The sequence below is a fragment of the Pseudomonas sp. KCJK9058 genome, assembly GCF_046230975.1.
Taxonomy (GTDB): Bacteria; Pseudomonadota; Gammaproteobacteria; order Pseudomonadales; family Pseudomonadaceae; genus Aquipseudomonas; species Aquipseudomonas alloputida.
The window spans coordinates 26,479-47,458 of the sequence record NZ_JBJJLR010000033.1 but is presented as its reverse complement, the minus strand read 5'-3'; the positions used below and the strand labels follow the sequence as shown (position 1 = coordinate 47,458).

15 protein-coding genes are annotated in these 20,980 nt (G+C 63.4%); 7 read left to right on the top strand and 8 right to left on the bottom strand.

Features of this window, described 5'->3' with window-relative positions; genetic code table 11:
* Positions 1-39 precede the first annotated feature (39 nt).
* The 5 genes from ACK59Z_RS17615 to tpx all read right to left on the bottom strand — a co-directional run bounded on the left by ACK59Z_RS17615 (position 40) and on the right by tpx (position 9,881).
* Positions 40-1,530, bottom strand: coding sequence for an efflux transporter outer membrane subunit (locus tag ACK59Z_RS17615; protein ID WP_012052084.1), 1,491 nt, complete (start codon positions 1,528-1,530; stop codon positions 40-42).
* The gene (locus ACK59Z_RS17610; RefSeq protein ID WP_108191353.1) at positions 1,527-4,634 is read right to left on the bottom strand and encodes an efflux RND transporter permease subunit; all 3,108 of its coding nucleotides are present in this window, start codon (positions 4,632-4,634) and stop codon (positions 1,527-1,529) included. Before ACK59Z_RS17610 ends, ACK59Z_RS17615 begins: the two co-directional genes overlap by 4 nt.
* Positions 4,631-7,729 carry an MdtB/MuxB family multidrug efflux RND transporter permease subunit gene (locus ACK59Z_RS17605; RefSeq protein ID WP_108191352.1) on the bottom strand — a complete coding sequence of 1,033 codons (3,099 nt, stop codon included), beginning with the start codon at positions 7,727-7,729 and terminating at the stop codon, positions 4,631-4,633. Before ACK59Z_RS17605 ends, ACK59Z_RS17610 begins: the two co-directional genes overlap by 4 nt.
* On the bottom strand, positions 7,726-9,033 hold the full coding sequence (locus ACK59Z_RS17600) for an MdtA/MuxA family multidrug efflux RND transporter periplasmic adaptor subunit (protein WP_108191351.1): 1,308 nt from the start codon (positions 9,031-9,033) through the stop codon (positions 7,726-7,728). The genes ACK59Z_RS17605 and ACK59Z_RS17600 overlap by 4 nt, the downstream gene beginning before the upstream one ends.
* 347 nt (positions 9,034-9,380) lie before the next feature.
* Positions 9,381-9,881, bottom strand: a complete 501-nt coding sequence (gene tpx / locus ACK59Z_RS17595; RefSeq protein WP_064492664.1) for a thiol peroxidase — start codon at positions 9,879-9,881, stop codon at positions 9,381-9,383.
* 297 nt (positions 9,882-10,178) lie between these two features.
* Here tpx and ACK59Z_RS17590 point away from each other — a divergent pair, with 297 nt between their 5' ends.
* Entirely contained in the window at positions 10,179-11,366 is a 1,188-nt protein-coding gene (locus tag ACK59Z_RS17590) for an MFS transporter (protein WP_258229835.1), read from the top strand.
* Positions 11,367-11,437: 71 nt separating this feature from the next.
* Here the strand turns inward: ACK59Z_RS17590 and ACK59Z_RS17585 are convergent, their stop codons facing one another.
* The 3 genes from ACK59Z_RS17585 to ACK59Z_RS17575 all read right to left on the bottom strand — a co-directional run bounded on the left by ACK59Z_RS17585 (position 11,438) and on the right by ACK59Z_RS17575 (position 15,536).
* Complete coding sequence (locus ACK59Z_RS17585) at positions 11,438-12,718, bottom strand: serine/threonine transporter (protein WP_003247731.1); 1,281 nt, start codon at positions 12,716-12,718, stop codon at positions 11,438-11,440.
* Positions 12,719-13,093: 375 nt separating this feature from the next.
* Complete coding sequence (locus ACK59Z_RS17580; RefSeq protein ID WP_003247729.1) at positions 13,094-14,290, bottom strand: aromatic amino acid transaminase; 1,197 nt, start codon at positions 14,288-14,290, stop codon at positions 13,094-13,096.
* A 220-nt stretch (positions 14,291-14,510) separates the two neighbouring features.
* The gene (locus ACK59Z_RS17575; RefSeq protein ID WP_108191347.1) at positions 14,511-15,536 is read right to left on the bottom strand and encodes an Ldh family oxidoreductase; all 1,026 of its coding nucleotides are present in this window, start codon (positions 15,534-15,536) and stop codon (positions 14,511-14,513) included.
* A 142-nt stretch (positions 15,537-15,678) separates the two neighbouring features.
* Here ACK59Z_RS17575 and ACK59Z_RS17570 point away from each other — a divergent pair, with 142 nt between their 5' ends.
* The 6 genes from ACK59Z_RS17570 (at position 15,679) to ACK59Z_RS17545 (ending at position 20,971) form a co-directional block, all read left to right on the top strand.
* Positions 15,679-16,551: a MurR/RpiR family transcriptional regulator gene (locus tag ACK59Z_RS17570; RefSeq protein WP_019751876.1), complete on the top strand. Its 873-nt coding sequence runs from the start codon at positions 15,679-15,681 to the stop codon at positions 16,549-16,551.
* Positions 16,552-16,573: 22 nt separating this feature from the next.
* A complete protein-coding gene (locus tag ACK59Z_RS17565; protein WP_012052077.1) occupies positions 16,574-17,326 on the top strand; it encodes a transporter substrate-binding domain-containing protein in 753 nt (250 codons plus the stop codon).
* Between the two features lie 152 nt (positions 17,327-17,478).
* Complete coding sequence (locus ACK59Z_RS17560; protein ID WP_003247720.1) at positions 17,479-18,198, top strand: ABC transporter permease; 720 nt, start codon at positions 17,479-17,481, stop codon at positions 18,196-18,198.
* A complete protein-coding gene (locus ACK59Z_RS17555) occupies positions 18,195-18,905 on the top strand; it encodes an ABC transporter permease (RefSeq protein ID WP_003247716.1) in 711 nt (236 codons plus the stop codon). The genes ACK59Z_RS17560 and ACK59Z_RS17555 overlap by 4 nt, the downstream gene beginning before the upstream one ends.
* A 16-nt stretch (positions 18,906-18,921) precedes the next feature.
* The gene (locus ACK59Z_RS17550) at positions 18,922-20,166 is read left to right on the top strand and encodes an FAD-binding oxidoreductase (RefSeq protein ID WP_012052076.1); all 1,245 of its coding nucleotides are present in this window, start codon (positions 18,922-18,924) and stop codon (positions 20,164-20,166) included.
* Positions 20,167-20,188: 22 nt separating this feature from the next.
* Positions 20,189-20,971: an amino acid ABC transporter ATP-binding protein gene (locus tag ACK59Z_RS17545; RefSeq protein WP_003247711.1), complete on the top strand. Its 783-nt coding sequence runs from the start codon at positions 20,189-20,191 to the stop codon at positions 20,969-20,971.
* The last annotated feature ends 9 nt before the right edge of the window (positions 20,972-20,980 follow it).

Here is a 20,980-nt window from a genome sequence, read left to right as displayed (position 1 = left end):
ATGGATCCAATAACCGCAGCCTACCCCCTCTGCGTTTGGTCAATTCTGCTCGGCAAACGCCTGCTCTGCATCCCAGCCGCCGCCCAACGCAGCCACCAGTTGCACACTGGCCACCAGGCGCCCTTGCAGCAGGTTCAGCACACTGCGCTCGTTGCTCAGCGCCGTGGTTTGCACGTTGACCACATCCAGATAGCCGATCAGCCCGGCACGGTACTGGTTTTCGGTCAGGCGCAACGACTCACGGGCGGCGTCAAGCGCCTCTTGGCGCACCACGGCTTCATCGCCATACACCTTCAGTTGAACCAGCAGGTTTTCCACTTCCTTGAAGCCGTCCAGCACGGTCTGGCGGTACTGCGCCACCGTCTGGTCATACACGGCCACCGTGCGGTCGACCTCGGCGCTGCGTTTGCCGGCGTCGAACAGGGTCAACGCCAACTGCGGGCCTACCGACCAGTAGCGGTTGGGCAACTCGATCCAGTTGCTGAAGCTGCTGCTGGAATAACCACCACTCATGCTCAGGCTGAGGTCCGGGAAGTAGGCTGCCCGCGACACCCCGATGTTGGCGTTGGCCGCCATCACGTTGCGTTCGGCTGCCGCGATGTCCGGGCGCCGCTCCAGCAGCTGCGAAGGCAGCGAAACCGGTATTTGCGGCAACGCGGGAATCGCCTTGCTGTCGGCCAGGGCGAAGTCGGCAGGCGTCTTGCCCAGCAGCACGGCGATGGCGTTTTCGAACTGCGCACGCTGCCAGATCAGGTCAATCAAGTCAGCCTGGGTGCTTTTGAGCTGCGTACGGGCCTGGGCCACGGCATCCGGGCCGGCGACACCGGCGCGGTACTGGTTTTCGTTCATTCGCAGCGAGCGCTCATAAGCCGCCACGGTGGCTTCCAGCAAGCGCTTCTGCTCATCGATCACCCGCAATTGCAGGTAGTTCTGCACCAGCTCCGACTGTTGGCTCAAGCGGATCGACGCAAGGTCGGCGAAACTCGCTTCGGCACTGGCCTCGTTGGCATTCAGGGTTTCGCGCAGCTTGCCCCACAGGTCGATCTCCCAGCTCACGCCCAACTGCGCGTTGTAGGTGTTGCGAATGCCGCTGCTGTTATTGGACAGGCTGGAACTGGAGCTGCCGGTGCCCTGCGCCGAACGGTTCTTGCTGGCGCTCAGGTCCAGGCTGGGGAACAGCGCCGCACGGCTGCTGCGCACCAGCGCCTGGGCCTGGCGGTACTGGGCTTCTGATTGCGCCACGGTCTGGTTGCTGCGGTTAAGCTCTTCGACCAGCGCGTTGAGCCCGGCATCACCGTAGATTTCCCACCAGGCGCCACGGGCGATGGCGTCGGACGGCGAGGCCTGGGTCCAGCCTTCGGCGTGCTTGAACTGCGCCGCCGTGCTGTTCAGCTCGGGGCGGTGGTAGTCCGGGCTCAGGGTACAGGCACTGAGCAAGGCCACGCACAACCCGGCACCAAGCAGGCGCGAGCCACGGCCACGGGTCAGTGCCTGCAGGGCACGGTGAAGTGGGGTCTGGGCAAAAGTCATAGCGGGGTTTCCAGGGCGGCGTCGGTGCGCACGCCGCGCCAACGGTTGAAACGGTGGCGCAGGCGGTCCAGGTACAGGTAAACCACCGGCGTCGTATAAAGGGTGAGGATCTGGCTGAACACCAGGCCACCGATGATGGTCAGGCCCAGCGGCTGACGCATTTCTGCGCCTTCAGCCTGGCTCAGCAGCAACGGCAATGCGCCAAGGATCGCCGCCAGGGTGGTCATCAGGATCGGCCGCAGGCGCAGCAGGCAGGCCTGGCGGATCGACTCTTCCGGCGAAAAGCCCTGATGGCGCTCCAGCTGCAAGGCCAGGTCGATCATCAGGATGGCATTCTTTTTCACCACCCCAATCAACAGGAACAGCCCCAGCAACGAGATCAGGCTGAACTCGCCACCGGTGACGTACAGCGCCAGCAAGGCCCCGACGCCCGCCGAAGGCAGTGTCGAGAGAATGGTCAGCGGGTGAATGTAGCTTTCATACAGAATGCCCAGCACCAGGTACACCAGCAGCAGTGCGCCAAGGATCATGAATGGCTGGCCCTGCTGGGTCTGGGCAAAGGCATCGGCAGTGCCGCCGAGCTTGGCAATCACCTCCTCGGGCAGGCCCAGTTTGGCCACCGCGCGCTCCAGTGCCGCCATGGCCTGATCGGGGCTGTAGCCCTCGGCGACGTCGAAGGCGATGTCTTCCGAAGCGAACTGGCCTTCGTGGCTGACCCGGTCGTTGGCCAGGCTGTTCTCGTAGTGGGCGATGGTCGACAGCGGTACCCGGGCGCCGTCGGCGGTGATCACCTGCACTTGCTCCAGCGTGCTCGGGTCCCAGGCGTATTTCGGGTTGATCTCGAGCACCACCTGGTACTGGTTGAGGCTGTCGTAGATGGTGGAGATCTGCCGCTGGCTGTAGGCGTTGTTCAGTACTGCGGTGACCATGTCCATGTCGATGCCCAGGCGCTTGGCCTGGTCACGGTCGACCACCAGCGTCACCTGTTGGGTACCGGCACCATCGCGGGCGTCAATGGCGGTCAGCTCAGGCAGTGCACGCAGCGCCGCGACCACCTTGGGAAACCATTCGCGCAACGCCGCCAGGTCGCCACTTTGCAGGGTATACAGGTACTGAGAGGAGGTCTGGTCACGCCCACCGCCACCCAGTTGCAGGTCCTGGTCGGCCATCAGGAACAGGCGCCCGCCGGGCACTTTGGGCAGCTCCTTGCGCAGGCGTTCGATCACCTTCTGCGCATCGATCTTGCGCTCGCTGATCGGTTTCAGGCGCACCAGCACCATGGCGTTGTTGGTACCGCTGTTGCCACCGATGAAACCGGCAACGCTCTGTACTGCCGGGTCGGCCAGCAAGGCGCGGCGGTAGATTTCCATCTTCGGCTGCATCACCGTGAACGACAGGCCGTCGTCACCCCGGATGAAGCCCATCAACTGGCCGGTATCCTGCTGGGGTATCAGCGTCTTGGGCACCACCACGTACAGGGCGATGTTGATGCCGATGGTGGCCAACAGGCTGAGCAGGGTCAGGCGCTTGTGGCGCAGGGCCCAGCCCAGGCTGCGGTCATAGGCAGCAACCATGCGCTGATGCAGCTTGTCGCTCCAGCGCTGCAGACGTGTCTGCTGGGCCTGGTGCGGCTTGAGCCAGCGGGCGCAGAGCATCGGTGTAAGGGTGAGCGACACCACCAGCGAGACGATGATCGCCGCCGCCAGGGTGATGGAAAACTCCTGGAACAGGTTGCGCACGATGCCGCCCATGAACAGGATGGAGACGAACACCGCCACCAGCGACACGTTCATCGACAGCAAGGTGAAGCCCACCTCCTTGGCGCCCAGGAAGGCCGCCTTCATCGGTGGCTGGCCGTTCTCGATGTGCCTGGAGATGTTTTCCAGCACCACGATGGCATCGTCCACCACCAGCCCGGTGGCAAGGATCAGCGCCATCAGCGACAGATTGTTGAGCGAGAAACCGCACACGTACATGACCGCGAACGTACCCACCAGCGATACCGGCACCGCCAGGCTGGGGATCAGCGAGGCGCGCAGGCTGCCGAGGAACAGGTAGACCACCAGGATCACCAGCACCACGGCGATCAGCAGGGTGTGCTCGGCCTCTTTGAGGGTGGCCTTGATCACGGGCGAGCGGTCCATGGCCACGTTCAGGTGCACGCTGGCGGGCAGCAACGACTGCAATGCCGGTAGCTGCGCCTTGATCTGGTCGACCGTTTCGATGATGTTGGCGCCGCTCTGGCGGTTGACCACCAGCAGCACCGCTGCCTGGTCGTTGAAGAAGCCGCTGTTGTAACGGTTTTCAACGCCGTCGGTGACCGTCGCCACGTCAGACAGGCGCAGAATGGTGCCGTTCTGCTGGCGAATAACCACCGGCTCGTAATCCTTGGCACTTTCCAGCTGGTCGTTGGCCCGCACCTGCCAGTTGCGCTCGGTGTCCTCGACAAAGCCCATGGGCCGGCGCTGGTTGGCGTTGGACACGGCAGTGCGCACTTCGTCCAGCGACAGGTTGTACTGGTTGAGCAGTTGCGGCTCGACGGCAATGCGCACGGCAGGCAGCGAACTGCCGCCGATCTGCACCTCCCCTACCCCCGCTACCTGAGCCAGGCTCTGTGAAAGGATGGTGTCGGCCAGGTCATACAGCTGGCCCTTCTGCAACACATCCGAAGTCAGTGACAGCACCATGATCGGCGCCTGCGACGGGTTGATCTTCTTGTAGGTGGGCATGCTACGCATGCCACTGGGCAGCAGGTTGCGGGTAGCGTTGATCGCCGCTTGCACCTCACGGGCTGCGCCATCGATGTCACGGCCCATCTCGAAGCCGATGATTACCCGTGTCGCCCCCTGGTTGGAGCTGCTGGTGAGCGTGGTGACGCCGGCGATGCTGCCCAGCTTGCGTTCCAGCGGTGTGGCCACGGTGGACGCCATGACCTCGGGGCTGGCACCAGAGAGGTTCGCCGACACCACGATCACCGGGAAGTCCATTTGCGGCAGTGGCGCCACCGGTAGCAAGCCAAAGCTGACCCCACCCAGCAGCATGATCGCCAGGCTCAACAGCATGGTCGCCACCGGGCGACGGATGAAAGGCCCGGACAGGTTCATGCCTGGGCCTGCTTCACGTCAGTGGCCGGGCGCAGGCGGCGGGCCAGGCGATCGAAGTACAGGTAGATGACCGGGGTGGTGAACAGCGTCAGCACCTGGCTGACCAGCAACCCGCCGACCATCACCAGGCCCAGTGGCTGGCGCAGCTCGGCACCGGAACCGGTGGCAAGCATCAGCGGCACCGCACCAAACAGCGCGGCCAGGGTGGTCATCAGGATCGGCCGGAAGCGCAGCAGCGCCGCCTGGTAGATGGCATCGCGCGGGCTCATGCCCTGATGGCGCTCGGCCTCCAGGGCGAAGTCGATCATCATGATCGCGTTCTTCTTGACGATACCGATCAGCAGGATGATGCCGATGATGGCGATCATGCCCAGGTCGTTACCGCTGATGAGCAAGGCCAGCAAGGCGCCGACCGCCGCTGACGGCAGGGTCGAGAGGATGGTGATCGGGTGGATGTAGCTTTCGTACAGCACCCCCAGCACGATGTACATGGTCACCACCGCCGCCAGAATCAGCAGCAAGGTGCTCGACAACGATGCCTGGAAGGCCTCGGCCGCACCCTGGAAGCGGGTCTGCACACCCAGCGGCATGCCGATGTCCTGCTGCACCTGCTCGATCACCTGCACGGCTTCGCCCAGCGACGCGCCGTGAGCCAGGTTGAACGACAAGGTCACTGCCGGGAACTGGCCGATGTGGGAAATAGCCAGCTGGGCTTGACGCTGCTCGATCCGCGCCAGCGCCGAAAGGCGCACCTGGCCGCCATCGGTGGCCTTGACGTGGATCGACTCCAGCGCCTGCGGGCCGATCGTTGCGGCGTCCTTGGACTGCAACACCACGCGGTACTGGCTGGCCTGAGTGTAGATGGTCGAGATCTGCCGCTGGCCGAAGGCGTCGTACAGGGCATTGGTGATCTGCGACACGCTGATCCCCAGGCGGCTGGCCATGTCACGGTCGATGACCAGGTACACCTGCAAGCCCTTGTCCTGCAGGTCGCTGGCCACATCGGCCAGTTCCGGGCGCTGCTGCAGCGCCTGCACCAGCTTGCCGCTCCACTGCGCCAGCAGGTCGGCGTCCGGCGACGACAGGCTGAACTGGTACTGGGTGCGGCTGACCCGGTCCTCGATGCTCAGGTCTTGCACCGGCTGCATGAACAGGCGGATGCCCACCAGCCGGTCGACCTGTGGCTGCAGGCGGCTGATCACTTCGCTGGCGCTGACATCGCGCTCGCCGTGGGGCTTGAGGTTGATCAGCAGGCGACCACTGTTGAGCGTGGCGTTGTCGCCGTCTACGCCAATGTAGGACGACAGGCTTTGCACGGCCGGGTCTTGCAGGATGACCTTGCTCAGGGCCTGCTGACGTTCGCTCATGGCGGCGAACGAGGTGGACTGCGGCGCTTCGGAAATACCCTGGATCACCCCCGTGTCCTGCACCGGGAAGAAGCCCTTGGGCACGACCATGTACAGAAACACCGTGAGCACCAGGCTGGCAACCGCCACCAGCAAGGTCAGCGGCTGATGCTTGAGCACCCACTGCAGGGTACTGCCGTAGTGCTTGATCAGCCAGTCGATCCAGGCGCCACTGGCACGGTAGAAGCGGCCTTGTTCTTCTTCCTTGGGCTCGCGCTTGAGCAGACGCGCGCACATCATCGGTGTCAGGGTCAGGGACACCACCAGGGAAATCAGAATGGCGACTGCCAGCGTGATGGCGAACTCGCGGAACAGGCGACCGACCACGTCCGCCATGAACAGCAACGGGATCAGTACCGCAATCAGCGAGAAGGTCAGCGAAATCAGGGTGAAGCCAATCTGCCTGGCACCCTTGAGCGCCGCCTGCATGGGCGTCTCGCCCTCTTCGATATGCCGGGAGATGTTCTCCAGCATGACGATGGCATCATCGACCACAAAGCCGGTGGCGATGGTCAGGGCCATGAGTGTCAGGTTGTTGACCGAGAACCCGGCCAGGTACATGACCCCGAACGTCCCGATCAGCGACAGTGGCACGGCAATCGACGGAATGAGGGTGGCGCTGAAGCGGCGCAAGAAGACGAAGGTGACCATCACCACCAGAACGATGGCGATCAGCAGTTCGTGCTGCACGTCCTTGACCGCGGCACGAATGGTCTGGGTGCGGTCGGTCAGCACCGAGACATCGAGGCCGGCCGGCAGGTTGTCGGTGATCGACGGCAGCAGGCCCTTGATGCGGTCGACCACTTCGATCACGTTGGCGCCCGGCTGACGCTGGATGTTCAGCAGCACAGCATGGTTCTCGTTCGCCCAGGCGGCCAGCCGCTCGTTCTCGGCGCCGTCGACGATTTCGGCCACATCTTTCAGGCGCAGCGGCGCACCGTTGTTGTAGGCCAGGATCAGGTTGGCGTATTCCTCGGGAGAGCGCAGCTGGTCGTTGGCATCGAGCATCGAGACCCGGGTCGGGCCGTCGAAGTTGCCTTTGGGCTGGTTGACGTTGGAGGCACCGATCAGCGTGCGCACGTCATCCAGATTCAAGCCATTGGCCGCCAGGGCGTCGACGTTGACCTTGATGCGTACCGCCTGGCGCTGGCCACCGGCAATGCTGACCATGCCCACGCCGCTGATTTGCGCCAGCTTTTGCGCCACGCGGGTATCGACCAGGTCGTTGAGCTTGGGCAGCGGCATGGTCTTGCTGGAGATGGCCAGGGTCAGCACCGGGGTGTCGGCCGGGTTGACCTTGTTGTACACCGGCGGTGCCGGCAGGTCACTGGGCAGCAGGTTGCTGGCGGCGTTGATCGCGGCCTGCACCTGTTGCTCGGCAACGTCCATGTTCATGTCGAGGTTGAAACGCAGGGTCAGCACCGACGCACCGCCAGAACTGGTCGAGGCCATCTGCTCCAGGCCCGGCATCTGGCCGAACTGGCGCTCCAGTGGCGCGGTGACAGCGCTGGTCATCACCTGCGGGCTGGCGCCGGGGTACAGGGTCATGACACGAATGGTCGGGTAATCCACCTGCGGCAAGGCGGAAACCGGCAGCAACTTGTAGGCGATCAGGCCAGCCAGCACGATGGCCAGCATGCTCAGCGTGGTGGCGACCGGGCGCAGGATGAACAGGCGCGAGAGGTTCATGCGCCCGCCTTGCCTGCTGCGTTGCCAGGTTGTGCTTCATCTGTTTGCGCCGCCCCCTTGGCTTCCTGCCCTTGCAAGTGCTGGCCCGGGGTGGTCGGCACTTGCGAGCTGTCTTCGACCACTTCCACCTGGGTGCCTTCGCGCAGGCGGTCGGTGCCTTCCAGCACCAGGCGGTCGCCGGCCTTCAAGCCGTCGAGAATGACGCTGTTCTCGCCATCGCTGGCGCCCACCTTCAGCTTGCGGACATTGACAGTGCTCTTCTCGTTGACCACATAGGCAAAGGTGCCATCGTTGCCAAACTGGATGGCCGCGGCCGGGGCCATGACCACCTGTTTGAGGGTGTCGGCCAGCAAGCGCACGTTGACGAACTGGTTGGGGAACAGGGCCAGGTCCTTGTTCTCGAAGCGGCCTTTGAACTTCAGCGTGCCGGTGGTGGTGTCGATCTGGTTGTCGATGCTGCCCAGCACACCGGTGGATTGCAGCTTGCTGTCACCGCGGTCCCAGGCCTCGACCGGCAGGCTGGCGCCACTGCGGTAGCGCTCCAGCACAGTGCTCAGTTCGGTTTCCGGCAGGGTGAAGGCGACGTTGATCGGCTCGGTCTGGGTGATCACCACCAGCGCGGTGGTGTCGTTGGCGGCCACCAGGTTGCCCAGATCGAGCTGGCGCAGGCCCACACGGCCACTGATCGGCGCACGGATCTGGGTGAAATCGAGGTTCAGGCGGGCGTCGTTGACCTGTGCCTGATTGGTCTTGACCAGCCCCTGGAACTGCGCAACCTGGGCTTCGGCAGTGTCCAGGGTTTGCTTGGCGATGCTGTCTTCGGCGTACAGGCCTTTATAGCGGGCCAGGTCGACCTGAGCGTTCTTCAACTGTGCCTGGTTCTGCGCCAAGGTGCCTTCGGCCTGCTGCAGGGCGATGCGATAAGGGCGCGGGTCGATTTCGGCCAGCAGGTCGCCAGCCTTGACGCGCTGGCCTTCCTTGAAGTGGATGTTCACCAGTTCGCCAGCCACGCGGCTGCGCACATTGACCGTGTTGGTCGCGGTGACCGTGCCCAAGGCTTTGTAGTAGAGGGGGAAGTCGCCTGTCCGCACCGGCACGACGCGTACCGGCACTGGGTCGCTGGAGCCGCCAAAACCTGGGCGGCCGCCGATCATGCCCATGCCCTTGCCACCGCGCACGCCACCGGCTTCTTTATGCGCAGGCGTCGCTGCGGGCCACAGCCACCAGGCCAGTGCAGCCACCAGCAGCAGGATCAGCAGGCCGACGAGCCAGCGACGAAGGGAACGGGAATTGGACGCTTGCATGGGTTGAACGAACCTTGTTCGGAATGACGACTTGAGGAGGATGAACGATAAGCACTGCCATCGTTTTAGCAAAGGGCCTTTACCAGAGGTTTACCTTTGCCTGACGTTGCCAAGAGGCGGAATTTTAAATGAAAACGGCCCGGAACGTGTTCCGGGCCGTTACAGGGTGTTGCTTGGAGCGGTGGCGAGCCTGAAGGTTCGGTTGCCTGGTCTGGCCCTTTCGCGGGTGAACCCGCTCCTACGGGGATGTCACAGCCGTTGAAACCTGTGCCGCACGTTGTAGGAGCGGGTTTACCCGCGAAGAGGCCATCACAGGCTACAGGCGCCCGCCCTGCCCCACGCAATCCTTACTTCAGTACAGCCAGCGCCGCCTCGTAGTTCGGCTCGTCAGCAATTTCGCCAACCAGTTCGCTGTGCAGCACCTTGTCGTTCTCGTCCAGCACCACCACGGCGCGGGCGGCCAGGCCGGCCAGCGGGCCGTCGGCGATGGCTACGCCGTAGTTTTCGAGGAACTCGCGGCCACGCAGGGTCGACAGGTTCTTCACGTTGTCCAGCCCTTCAGTGCCGCAGAAGCGTGCCTGGGCGAACGGCAGGTCAGCCGAGATGCACAGCACCACGGTGTTGGCGACGTCGTTGGCCTGGGCGTTGAACTTGCGCACCGAGGTGGCGCAGGTCGGGGTATCGACGCTTGGGAAGATATTCAGCACCTTGCGCTTGCCGGCGTAGTCTTTCAGCGACTTGTCAGCCAGGCCTTCACCTACCAGGGAGAAAGCCGGAGCCTGGGCGCCGGCCTGTGGCAGGTTACCGTTGACCTGGACCGGGTTGCCTTTGAGAGTCACTTGAGCCATGACGAAATCCTTATGCGGGGTTTGAAAAGGACACTGAGTTAAGCATGAAGGCAGCCGGGTGCCTATGGGGGCAGGTGAAATTGTTCCATTGCCGGACGATTTTTGTGGACAAAAAATGCTGATAGCCGCGGTTACGGCCAGTGGCCTCGCCGTTGCCGAGTGCCCATCCCGCCCCCCTACAATTCCTACACCTCTATCGGAAGTTTCGCTACCACGCTCACCTTGTACATCTTTAGCGTACTGATTTACTGGATGACGAAAGCTATTTCTTGCAATTCCAATCGAGGAGTTAATGGCATGAACCGCCCCACTGGTTCGCTTCGGCGCCACCTGTGCTCGACGTTGCTGATTTTGTTATGTCTGCTGGGTGTGTTTCCTCTGGACGTGATCCTCCCATCATTCCCTGCGCTCTCAGATGAGTTTCGGGTCGACACAAAACAGATTGCGTACTCAGTGAGCTTTTTTGCTGTCGGTGTGGCCATGGCGCAAATCGTGATCGGCCCACTGTCGGATGGCATCGGGCGCAAGCGTTTGTTGCTCGCTGGGTTGAGCGTATCTATTGTGGGGGCGCTCGGTTGCGTATTTTCAACCCAATATGAAACGTTCATGGCCTTTCGCTTGGTGCAGGCCCTGGGTTGCGGCAGCCTCGTGCTAGGCCAGGCGCTTGTGCAGGACCTCTACAGCGGTACACAACGCAATGCCATGCGCATCCTGTTAACAAGCGCGAGCGGGTTGTTCATCTCCCTGTCACCGCTGGCAGGTGCCTTTCTTCAACAGTCGTTTGGCTGGAAGGCAAGCTTTACGGTATTCGTGATCATCGCTGCAATCGTTTCACTTCTATCGTGTGTGCTGCTCCATGACGCACCTGCGTCGCATGACCGGGCGCCAAGCATGTCCAGTTATCGGGTGATGCTGCGAGACACGGACTATCTCGCGCATTCCATGCTCTCCAGCCTCGCCTTTGCCTGCCATTTTTCCTTTATCGTCATAGCGCCCTTGCTGCTGATGGGCAGGCTGGAGCTGACGGCCTATCAATTTTCTCTGGTCTTTATCGGCTATGGGTTGGCATACATCGTCGGCGGCATGGCTGCGACCTACTTGAACAGTCGCGTAAGCCCGCAAGCTCAAATAAAAGCAGGCTTGCTGCTTATAAGTACGGCGGGCATTACCCTTTTGATGTGGGAATGGGTGGCAGGTTTATCTGTGCTGGGTGTTCTACTGCCGATGATTGTCTGTACCACCGGGACAACCCTGGTACGCCCCGCCGCAACGACCCAGGCTTTGGTGCGCTATCCGCTTCAGGCAGGTGCGGCAGCGTCGCTCAATACGACATTGCTGTTCGCCGGTGCCGGTTTGACGAGCAGTGTGGTCGCAGGTTTGGAAAGCGAGCTACCGGCCGGCTTGGGCGTGCTGTTCGTGGTGGCCAGCCTGTGCGGAAGGTGGCTGCTTGCATGCACCAAGGACGATGGAATGCAACGCTGCTGAACCCTTGATCAGGCAAAAAAATGCCCGGGTGGCGACAAGCGACCCGGGCATTCTTGAATGAAACGGGTGAATCAGCTTACAAGGCCGTACACCACCGAGGTCAGCGCAACCAGGCCGACCACGACAACGAACACGTTGGAGGCCGCACCACTGTACTTGCGCATCGATGGCACACGGCGAATGGCGTACATCGGCATCAGGAACAACAGCACCGCGAGAATCGGGCCGCCGAGCGACTCGATCATGCCGAGAATGCTCGGGTTGAGCGTGGCGACGATCCAGCACACCACCAGCATCAGTGCGGCAACCACGCGGTCCAGGGCCTTGGCGCCTGGGCGCGCACCGGTCTTGGCGATGATGCCCTTCAGGCCTTCGCTGGCACCGATATAGTGGCCGAGGAACGACTTGGCGATGGCCACGAAGGCGATCAACGGCGCAGCGAACGCGATGGTCGGGTTGCTGAAGTGGTTGGCCAGGTACGACAGGATCGACAGGTTCTGCGCCTTGGCTTCGGCCAGCTGGGCGCTGCTCAGGGTGAGCACGCAGCTGAACACGAAGAACAGCACCATCACCACCATCAGCAGGTGGGCACGACGCAGGATCTGGCCGCTGCGCTCGTCGGCGTGCGCGCCGTAACGGCGCTTCTGGTCGACGGCAAAGGCCGAGATGATCGGCGAATGGTTGAACGAGAACACCATCACCGGAATGGCCAGCCACAGGGTGTGCAGGAAGGCCGAGGCCGGCGGCACCTCTGTGGCGCTGTCGAGAATGCCACCGGTCCAGTGCGGCACCAGGTACAGGCCCAGCAACGCCAGAGCGACGATGAACGGGTAGACCAGCAGGCTCATGACCTTGACCGTGGCCTGCTCCCCGCAGCGCACGATGGCCAGCAGGCCGAGGATCAGCACGAATGACAGGATTGCCCGTGGCGGCGGCTGCATGTGCAGCTGGTGTTCCATGAAGCTGGACACGGTGTTGGTCAGCGCCACGCTGTAGATAAGCAGGATCGGGAAGATGGCGAAGAAGTACAGCACGGTGATCGAGGCACCGGCGGTGATGCCGAAATGCTCCTTGACCACTTCGGTGATGTCGCTGCCATCGCGCCCGGAAAGGACGAAACGGGTCAGCCCGCGATGGGCGAAATAGGTCATCGGGAAGGCCAGCACGGCCAGGATCAGCAGCGGCCAGAAGCCGCCAAGGCCGGCGTTGATCGGCAGGAACAGTGTCCCGGCGCCGATGGCTGTGCCGAACAGGCCCAGCATCCAGGTGGTGTCGTGACGCGCCCAAGTGCCGAGGGCGGCGGGGGTCGATTCTGCAAAGCGTTGTTCAACGCTTGGGGCCTGCTCATTCATTCCGGGTGAAGCTCCACTCGCAAGACTGCAACAGGCTGAGAATGGCGAAATAGACGTTTCGCCCAACTCAACCGGAAAAGAGGGGCGCGATTGTGCACGGAAAGGTTGCACTTGCGAAGCCCTTTTCCGAGGAGCGGTTGCACTTGTCTTTACAAGTGGAAGGCATTGCTGGTGCCGTTCGGTGGAATGTAGCGGCCTGGGAGCCTGTGGGGCCGCCTGTGGGAGCGGCCTTGCGTCGCGATAGGGCCGCAAAGCGGCCCCAGCAATTTCAGCGGCAGAGCTGCAATCGTGGGGGCGCTCCGCACCCCTTTCGCGACGCAAGGCCGCTCCCACAAAGTCCAACCGCGCCCCGCAGGAGGGGCCGTGGCTGGCGAGTTACTTCTGAACGGCAGCGAACGCTTCGGCAACCCGTTGCAGGTTGGCCGGGCGCAGGCCGGACATGCACACACGGCCGCTGTCGATCAGGTACACGCCGAACTCGTCACGCAGGCGACGTACCTGCTCGACGCTAAAGCCGGTGTAGCTGAACATGCCGCGCTGGCGCAGGAAGAACTGGAAGTCCTGGCCCGGCAGCAACACGGCCAGGGCATCGACCAGCGCCTGGCGCATGTCGAGGATACGCTTGCGCATCACTTCGACTTCTTCGGCCCACTGGGCATTCAGGCCAGCATCGCTCAGTACGCCAGCAACCAGCTGGGCGCCGAAGTTGGGCGGGCTGGAGTAGTTGCGGCGCACGGTGGCCTTCAGCTGGCCAAGCACGCTCTGGGCAGTGGCCTCGTCATCACACACCACCGACAGGCCGCCCACCCGCTCGCCATACAGCGAGAAGATTTTCGAGAAGGAGTTGCTGACCAGGCACGGCACGCCGGCACGGGCCATTTCGCGGATAGCGTAGGCGTCTTCTACCAGGCCTTCGGCGAAGCCTTGATAAGCGATGTCGAGGAACGGGATCAGCTGGCGCGCCTTGACCACTTCGACCACTTGTTGCCACTGGTGCTGCTGCAGATCGGCACCGGTAGGGTTGTGGCAGCACGGGTGCAGCAGTACAACGCTGTTGGCCGGCAGGCTCTGCAAGGTGGCCAGCATGCCGTCGAAGTCCACGCCACGGGTGGCCTGGTCAAAGTACGGGTAGGTGTGCACCTTGAAGCCTGCACCTTCGAAGATGGCGCGGTGGTTGTCCCAGGTCGGGTTGCTGACCCAGACTTCGGACTGCGGGAAGTAGCGCTTGAGGAAGTCGGCACCGACTTTCAGGGCGCCGGAGCCACCCACGGTCTGTACGGTGGCCACACGGCCGCCGGTCACGGCCGGGTGATCAGCACCGAACAGCAGCGCCTGGATGGCTTGGCGGTAGCTGGCCAGGCCTTCCATCGGCAGGTACAGGGAGGCTTCGTGGTCCTGACCGGCAATGCGTTTTTCCACCGCATCCACCGCCGCCAGTTGCGGCACCACGCCAGCCTCATCGTAGTACAGGCCAATACTCAGGTTGACCTTGTCGGCGCGCGGGTCGGCCTTGAAGGTTTCCATCAACGAGAGGATCGGGTCGCCGGCATAGGCATCGACATGTTTGAACACAGCGTGCAGCTCCTTGGATCAGGACGGTACGGAAAGTCAGCCCTGAGCATACCCGCAGAGCGGGCTCAGGAACATCCACTATTGTGCAAGGTTGTCTATGCAACATTGCATGGCTGGAAATTCGTGCTGGATTCTTCGCGGGTAAACCCGCTCCTACGGGTTCAGCGCACAGCCTGGGAACAGCTCAGGCACATGTGGGTTTACCCGCGAAGGGGCCAGATCAGCCAAGCAGGTCCTTCAGGCCTTGCAACTCCTGCTCGGTCACCGCCACCCCCTCCTCCTCGGCCACCTCGCGCTCACGGTAGCGCCGCTCGCCCGGCATGCGCGTCAGCCCCACCGCCTGCATGTGCTCCACCAGCTCGCGGCTGCGCTGGGCAAAGCGCTCGCCCTCGGCCTTGCCTGGGTCGATGACGATGATCAACTGCCCGGTCCATGGCGTTTTCGCTCCCGGATGGCCGGACCAATCGAACTCCCAGGAGAAATGACCGCCGGTCAGCGCCGCCGCCAGCAGCTCGACCATCATCGACAACGCCGAGCCCTTGTGCCCGCCGAATGGCAGCAAGGCCCCGCCTTCCAGAATCGCCTTCGGGTCGGTGGTCGGCTGGCCATCGGCATCCACCCCCATGCCCTCCGGCAATTGCTGGCCGGCGCGCGCGGCAATCTGCACATCGCCATGGGCCATGGCACTGGTAGCCATGTCGAAAACGATCGGGTCATGCTCGGCGCAAGGCGCAGCAAAAGCGATGGGGTTGGTACCGAACAGCGGCTTGCGCGCACCATGCGGCACCACGCAGGTCATGCTGTTGACCACGCTGAGGGCTACCAGGCCCTCTTCGGCGAACGGCTCGACATCCGGCCATAGCGCGGCGAAGTGGTGCGAGTTGTGGATTGCCAGCGCGGCAATGCCTGCGCTGCGCGCCTTCGCCACCAACAGCTCACGGGCGGCCGCCAGTGCCGGCTGGGCAAAACCGCCCGCAGCATCGACACGCACATAGCCGGCGGCCACGTCGCTGACCTGTGGCGTGGCCTGGCCATCGACCCAGCCGCTGGCCAAGGTCGAGACATAACCGGGCATGCGGAACACCCCATGGCTATGGGCGCCATCACGCTGGGCGCTGGCGCAGTTGTGGGCCAGCACCCGGGCCACGGCCTCGCTGCACCCATGGCGCTGGAAAATGGCCTGCAACAGGCTTTGCAGCTCGGTAAAAGGCATGCGCACAACGGTGCTGGTGGAAGGTGCGGACATCTGAAGCTCCTTGTTGATTTTGGAATGGCTACAGCGTTGCAACGACAAAAACTTTCCTTCATGTGACAGCAATCTGTCAAATGTTGACTTGATGACAGAAAACATTCATTTTCTTCCCAAGCCTCACCCCTGGAGCCGCAGCATGAGCCAACTGATCAAGCAACGCCTGGAAAACAGCCTCGAAGGGGCCGCTGCCTCGGGTCGCAAGATCGCCACCTACATGCTTGCCAACCTGCACGAACTGCCGTTCCAGACCTCGGCCAGCATTGCCGCCAAGCTGGGCGTCAGCGAATCCAGCGTCGGGCGCTACTGTCGCTCATTGGGTTATGCCCACCTCAAGGCGCTTAAGCAAGACCTGCAGAACGATCTGGGCGATGGCCCGTGGCTGGTAGGTGATCGCCTGCAAGATTACCGCCAGAATCAGGACGCCAGCGACAACGCCGGCAGCCTGGAGCTGGAAATCGCCGCCCTGGTGCGCGTACACGAATACCGCCAGAGCCCCGCCTGGCACAACGTGGCGCAACGCCTGGCGAGCAAACCGCGGGTATTCATCGCCGGCTTCCAGACCGAGCGCGGTATCGCCATGTGCATGAGCCACCTGCTGCAATACCTGCGCGATGGTGTGCAACGGGTGGACATCAGCGCCGGGCACTTCGGCGAAGTGCTGCTGGGCCGCGCCGAAGACAGCGCCCTGGTGGTGTTCGAGGCGCGCCGTTATTCCCGCCATGCCCTGATGCTGTGCCAGAAGGCGCGCGAGGCTGGCATTGCGGTCACCCTGGTGACCGACACCTTCTGTGACTGGGCGGATGCCAATGCCGACGAAGTGTTCCGCATCCCCACCGAATTCAACCTGTTCTGGGAATCCACCTCGACGATGCTGTCGTGGGTGCATCTGATGGTCAACGAGGTCTGCAAGAAGCTCGGACCGGATGTTGAAAAACGCTTGGAAGCAACTGCCGCTCTACATAACGAATTCGTCGGCTACACCTCGTGGTCGACGGGCAAACAACAATAGCAAGAGTGCAATGAGGTGCGAGATGAACAAGTCCATGGCCTTGCTGGGTGCGTGCGCCCTGCTGCTGGCGGGTGCCGCCAGCGCTGAAACCCTGCGGTTCGCCACCGAGGGTGCCTACCCGCCCTTCAACTATGTAGACGCCGATAACAAGCTGCACGGCTTCGATGTCGACATCACCCACGCCCTGTGCGAGCAGATGAAAGTCGAATGCACGCTGGTGGCCCAGGACTGGGAAGGCATCATCCCCGCCCTGATGGCGCGCAAGTATGACGCGGTGGTGGCATCGATGATCGACACCGAAGAGCGACGCAAGAAGATCGCCTTCACCGACCACTACTACCGCACGCCCCTGACCGTGGCGGTTGCCAAGGACAGCAAGATCGACAGCGCCCAGACCGACTTTGTCGGCTACACCGTCGGTGCGCAGTCTTCCTCTACCCAGGCCATCTATGCCGAAGACGTGTACGGCAAGGCCGGTGCCGACGTGAAACTGTACCCGACCATGGACGAAGCCAACGCAGACCTGGCGGCCGGCCGCCTGGACGGCGTGATTGCCGACAAATTCCCGCTGCACGAGTGGATGAACAAGAACGGCGGGGATTGCTGCAAGATCCTTGGCGACGTGGCCGACACCAAGGCCGATGCCGCGATCGCTGTGCGCAAGGACGACGAAGCCCTGCGCCAGCGCCTGAATACCGCGCTGCAACAGATCGTGGCCAACGGCACCTACCAGAAGATCGCCAGCAAGTACTTTGCTTTCGATATCTACAACTGATCTTCAGGAAGTTGTGCGCCCCCCTGTGGGAGCGGCCTTGCGTAGCGGCCCCGGCAATCTCTGCAGTTGCATAAACCCTGGGCCGCTACGCAGCCCTGTCGCGACGCAAGGCCGCTCCCACAAGGCCGCATAACCTGCCCAAGAGGTTCGTCATGCTCGATCAATTGTCCTTGCTGTCTTTCGCCAGCGGAGGCTGGGGCCAGGCGCTGCTGGCCGGCGCGCTGGTTACCGTTTCCCTGGCCTTGGCCTGCCTGCCCATCGGCCTGCCACTGGGCCTGGTGGTCGCCCTGGCGGCGCGCTCACGCAAACGCCTGCCACGGGCCTGGGCCACCACTTTTTCCACCGTCTTCCGCGGCCTGCCCGAGCTGCTGACCTTGCTGATCATCTATTACGGCTGCCAGATCGCCGCGCAGAAGATCCTCGCCGCCATGGGCTACCAAGGTGAGTTCCTCATCAACACCTTCCTCGCCGCGATGATCGCCTTCAGCCTGGTGTTCGCCGCGTTTTCCAGCGAGATCTGGCTGGCAGCCTTCAAGACCCTGCCCAAGGGCCAGCTGGAAGCCTGCTCGGCGCTTGGGCTTAGCAAGCGCACCGGTTTCTTCAAGGTGTTGCTGCCACAACTGACCCGCATCGCCCTGCCCGGCTTGTCCAACAACTGGCTGTCGCTGCTCAAGGACACCTCGCTGGTGTCGACCATCTCGCTGGTCGACCTGATGCGCCAGACCAACCTGGCGGTCAGCGTAACCAAGGAGCCGATGTTCTTCTACGGCGTCGCCTGCCTGGGCTACCTGCTGTTCGCGGCACTGTCCGGGCGCGTGTTCGCCTACATCGAACGGCGCAGCAACCGCCACCTGCAAGGAGCACGCGCATGAGCTTCGATCAACTGCTGGCAATGGTGCTTGACCCCGACCTGCTGGAACGCTACGGCCCGCGCTTCATCGACGGCCTGCTGGTAACCGCCAAGCTGGTGGCGATTTCCTTCAGCCTGGGTGCTGTGCTCGGCCTTCTGCTGGCCCTTGCCCGCCTGTCTCGCAGCCTGGTGCTGCAGCGCATGGCAGCTGGCTACGTGTACTTCTTCCGCGGCTCGCCGCTGCTGGCGCAATTGTTCCTGCTGTATTACGGCCTGGGCTCGCTCAAGGGCTTCTGGCAGGACGTCGGCCTGTGGTGGTTCTTCCGGGATGCGTGGTTTTGCACCTTGCTGGCGTTCACCCTGAACACTGCCGCCTACCAGGCCGAGATCTTCCGCGGCAGCCTGATGGCGGTTGCGCCTGGCCAGCATGAAGCGGCACGGGCGCTGAACCTGAAGCGCTCGACCACGTTCTTCAAGGTGATATTGCCGCAGTCGCTGCTGGTAGCCATTGGCCCGTTGGGCAACGAACTGATCCTGATGATCAAGGCCAGCGCGATCGCCTCGCTGGTGACGATCTACGACCTGATGGGCGTGACCAAACTGGCCTTCTCGCGCAGTTTCGACTTCCAGATCTACCTGTGGGCCGCCGTGCTCTACCTGGTGATCGTCGAACTGGTGCGGCGCCTGCTGAAACACCTGGAAGCCCGCCTGGGCCGCCACCTGAACTGACCGAAGGATACGTTTCATGCATTGCCAGACCCTTGTCCTCGGCGCCGGCATCGTCGGCGTCAGCACCGCGCTGCACCTGCAGGCACGCGGGCGCCAGGTAATTCTGATCGACCGCGACGAACCGGGCAGCGGCACCAGCCACGGTAACGCCGGGCTGATCGAGCGCTCCAGTGTCATCCCCTATGCCTTCCCGCGGCAACTCGGCGCACTGCTGCGCTACGGCCTGAACCGCCAGCCCGATGTGCGCTACAGCCTGGCGCACCTGCCCAAGGCCGCACCGTGGCTGTGGCGTTACTGGCGCCAGTCGGCACCCGGGCGCCTGGCCGGCGCCGCCGCCGATATGTTGCCGCTGGTGCAGCGCTGTGTCGACGAGCATGACGCGCTGATCGCTGCCGCCGGCCTGGAGGGCCTGGTGCAAGCCAAAGGCTGGATCGAAGTGTTCCGCGACCCCGCGCTGTTCGAGCAGGCAAAAACCGATGCCAAGGGCCTGAGCCGCTACGGCTTGCGGTTCGAAATCCTTGAATGCGGGCAGCTGCAGGCACGTGAACATCAGCTGGACGCCACCGTGGTCGGTGGCATCCACTGGCTCGACCCGAAGACCGTGAACAACCCCGGCGCACTCACCCGTGGCTATGCGGCGCTGTTCCTGCAGCGCGGCGGGCAGTTCGTGCATGGCGATGCGCGCAGCCTGCGCCAGGCCAATGGCCAATGGCGGGTAGAGAGCCAGCGTGGCCCGATCACTGCCGACGAGGTGGTGGCCTGCCTTGGGCCTCAGTCAGCCGACCTGTTCAGCGGCCTGGGCTACCAGATCCCGCTGGCCATCAAGCGGGGCTACCACATGCACTACAGCACCCGTGACGGCGCTCAGCTGGAGCACTCGATCTGCGACACCCAAGGCGGCTATGTACTGGCGCCGATGGCGCGCGGCGTGCGCCTGACCACCGGCATCGAGTTCGACGCAGCCAGTGCGCCTGGCAATCAGATTCAGCTGGGCCGCTGCGAGGCCTTGGCGCGCAAGCTGTTCCCGGCCCTCGGCGATCGTCTGGACGACACGCCATGGCTGGGCCGCCGCCCCTGCCTGCCGGACATGCGCCCGGTGATCGGGCCGGCGCCGCGCCACCCAGGGCTGTGGTTCAACTTCGGTCACGCCCATCACGGCCTCACGCTGGGCCCAGTCTGCGGCCGGCTGCTGGCCGAGCTACTCACTGGCGAGCCCCCCTTCACCGACCCCGCGCCTTACAGCGCGACCCGTTTCGACTGAACCCACGCGGGAGAACAACAAGATGACCGCACCACTGAGCCTTGCCACCCTTGCCCCCGAACCCGACCCGCGTTCGGTGCTGATACGCATCGAAGGCCTGAACAAGCACTATGGCGCGTTCCACGTGCTGCGTGACATCGACCTGCAGGTGCGCGAAGGCGAACGCATCGTGCTGTGCGGGCCGTCCGGCTCGGGCAAGTCGACCCTGATCCGTTGCATCAACCGCCTGGAAGTCGCCCAGCAGGGCAGCATCCAGGTGGACGGCATCGACCTGGCGGCCACCACGCGCGAGGCCGCACAGGTACGCAGCGACATCGGCATGGTGTTCCAGCACTTCAACCTGTTCCCGCACATGAGCGTGCTCGACAACTGCCTGCTGGCCCCCACCAGCGTGCGCGGGCTGTCACGCAAGGACGCCGAGGAGCGGGCACGCATGTACCTGAGCAAAGTCGGCATCGAAAGCCAGGCGCACAAGTACCCCAGCCAGCTGTCCGGCGGCCAGCAGCAGCGCGTGGCAATCGCCCGGGCGCTGTGCATGAAGCCGCGGATCATGCTGTTCGACGAGCCCACTTCGGCGCTGGACCCGGAAATGGTCGCCGAGGTGCTGGACGTGCTGGTGCAGTTGGCTGGCACGGGCATGACCATGCTATGCGTCACCCATGAAATGGGCTTTGCCCGGCAGGTCGCCGAGCGCGTGCTGTTCCTTGAGGGTGGGCAGATCATCGAGGACAGCCCGCCGCAGGTGTTCTTCAACCAGCCGCGCACCGAGCGGGCCAAGGCGTTCCTGGCGCAGATACTGCACTGATTGAAGACC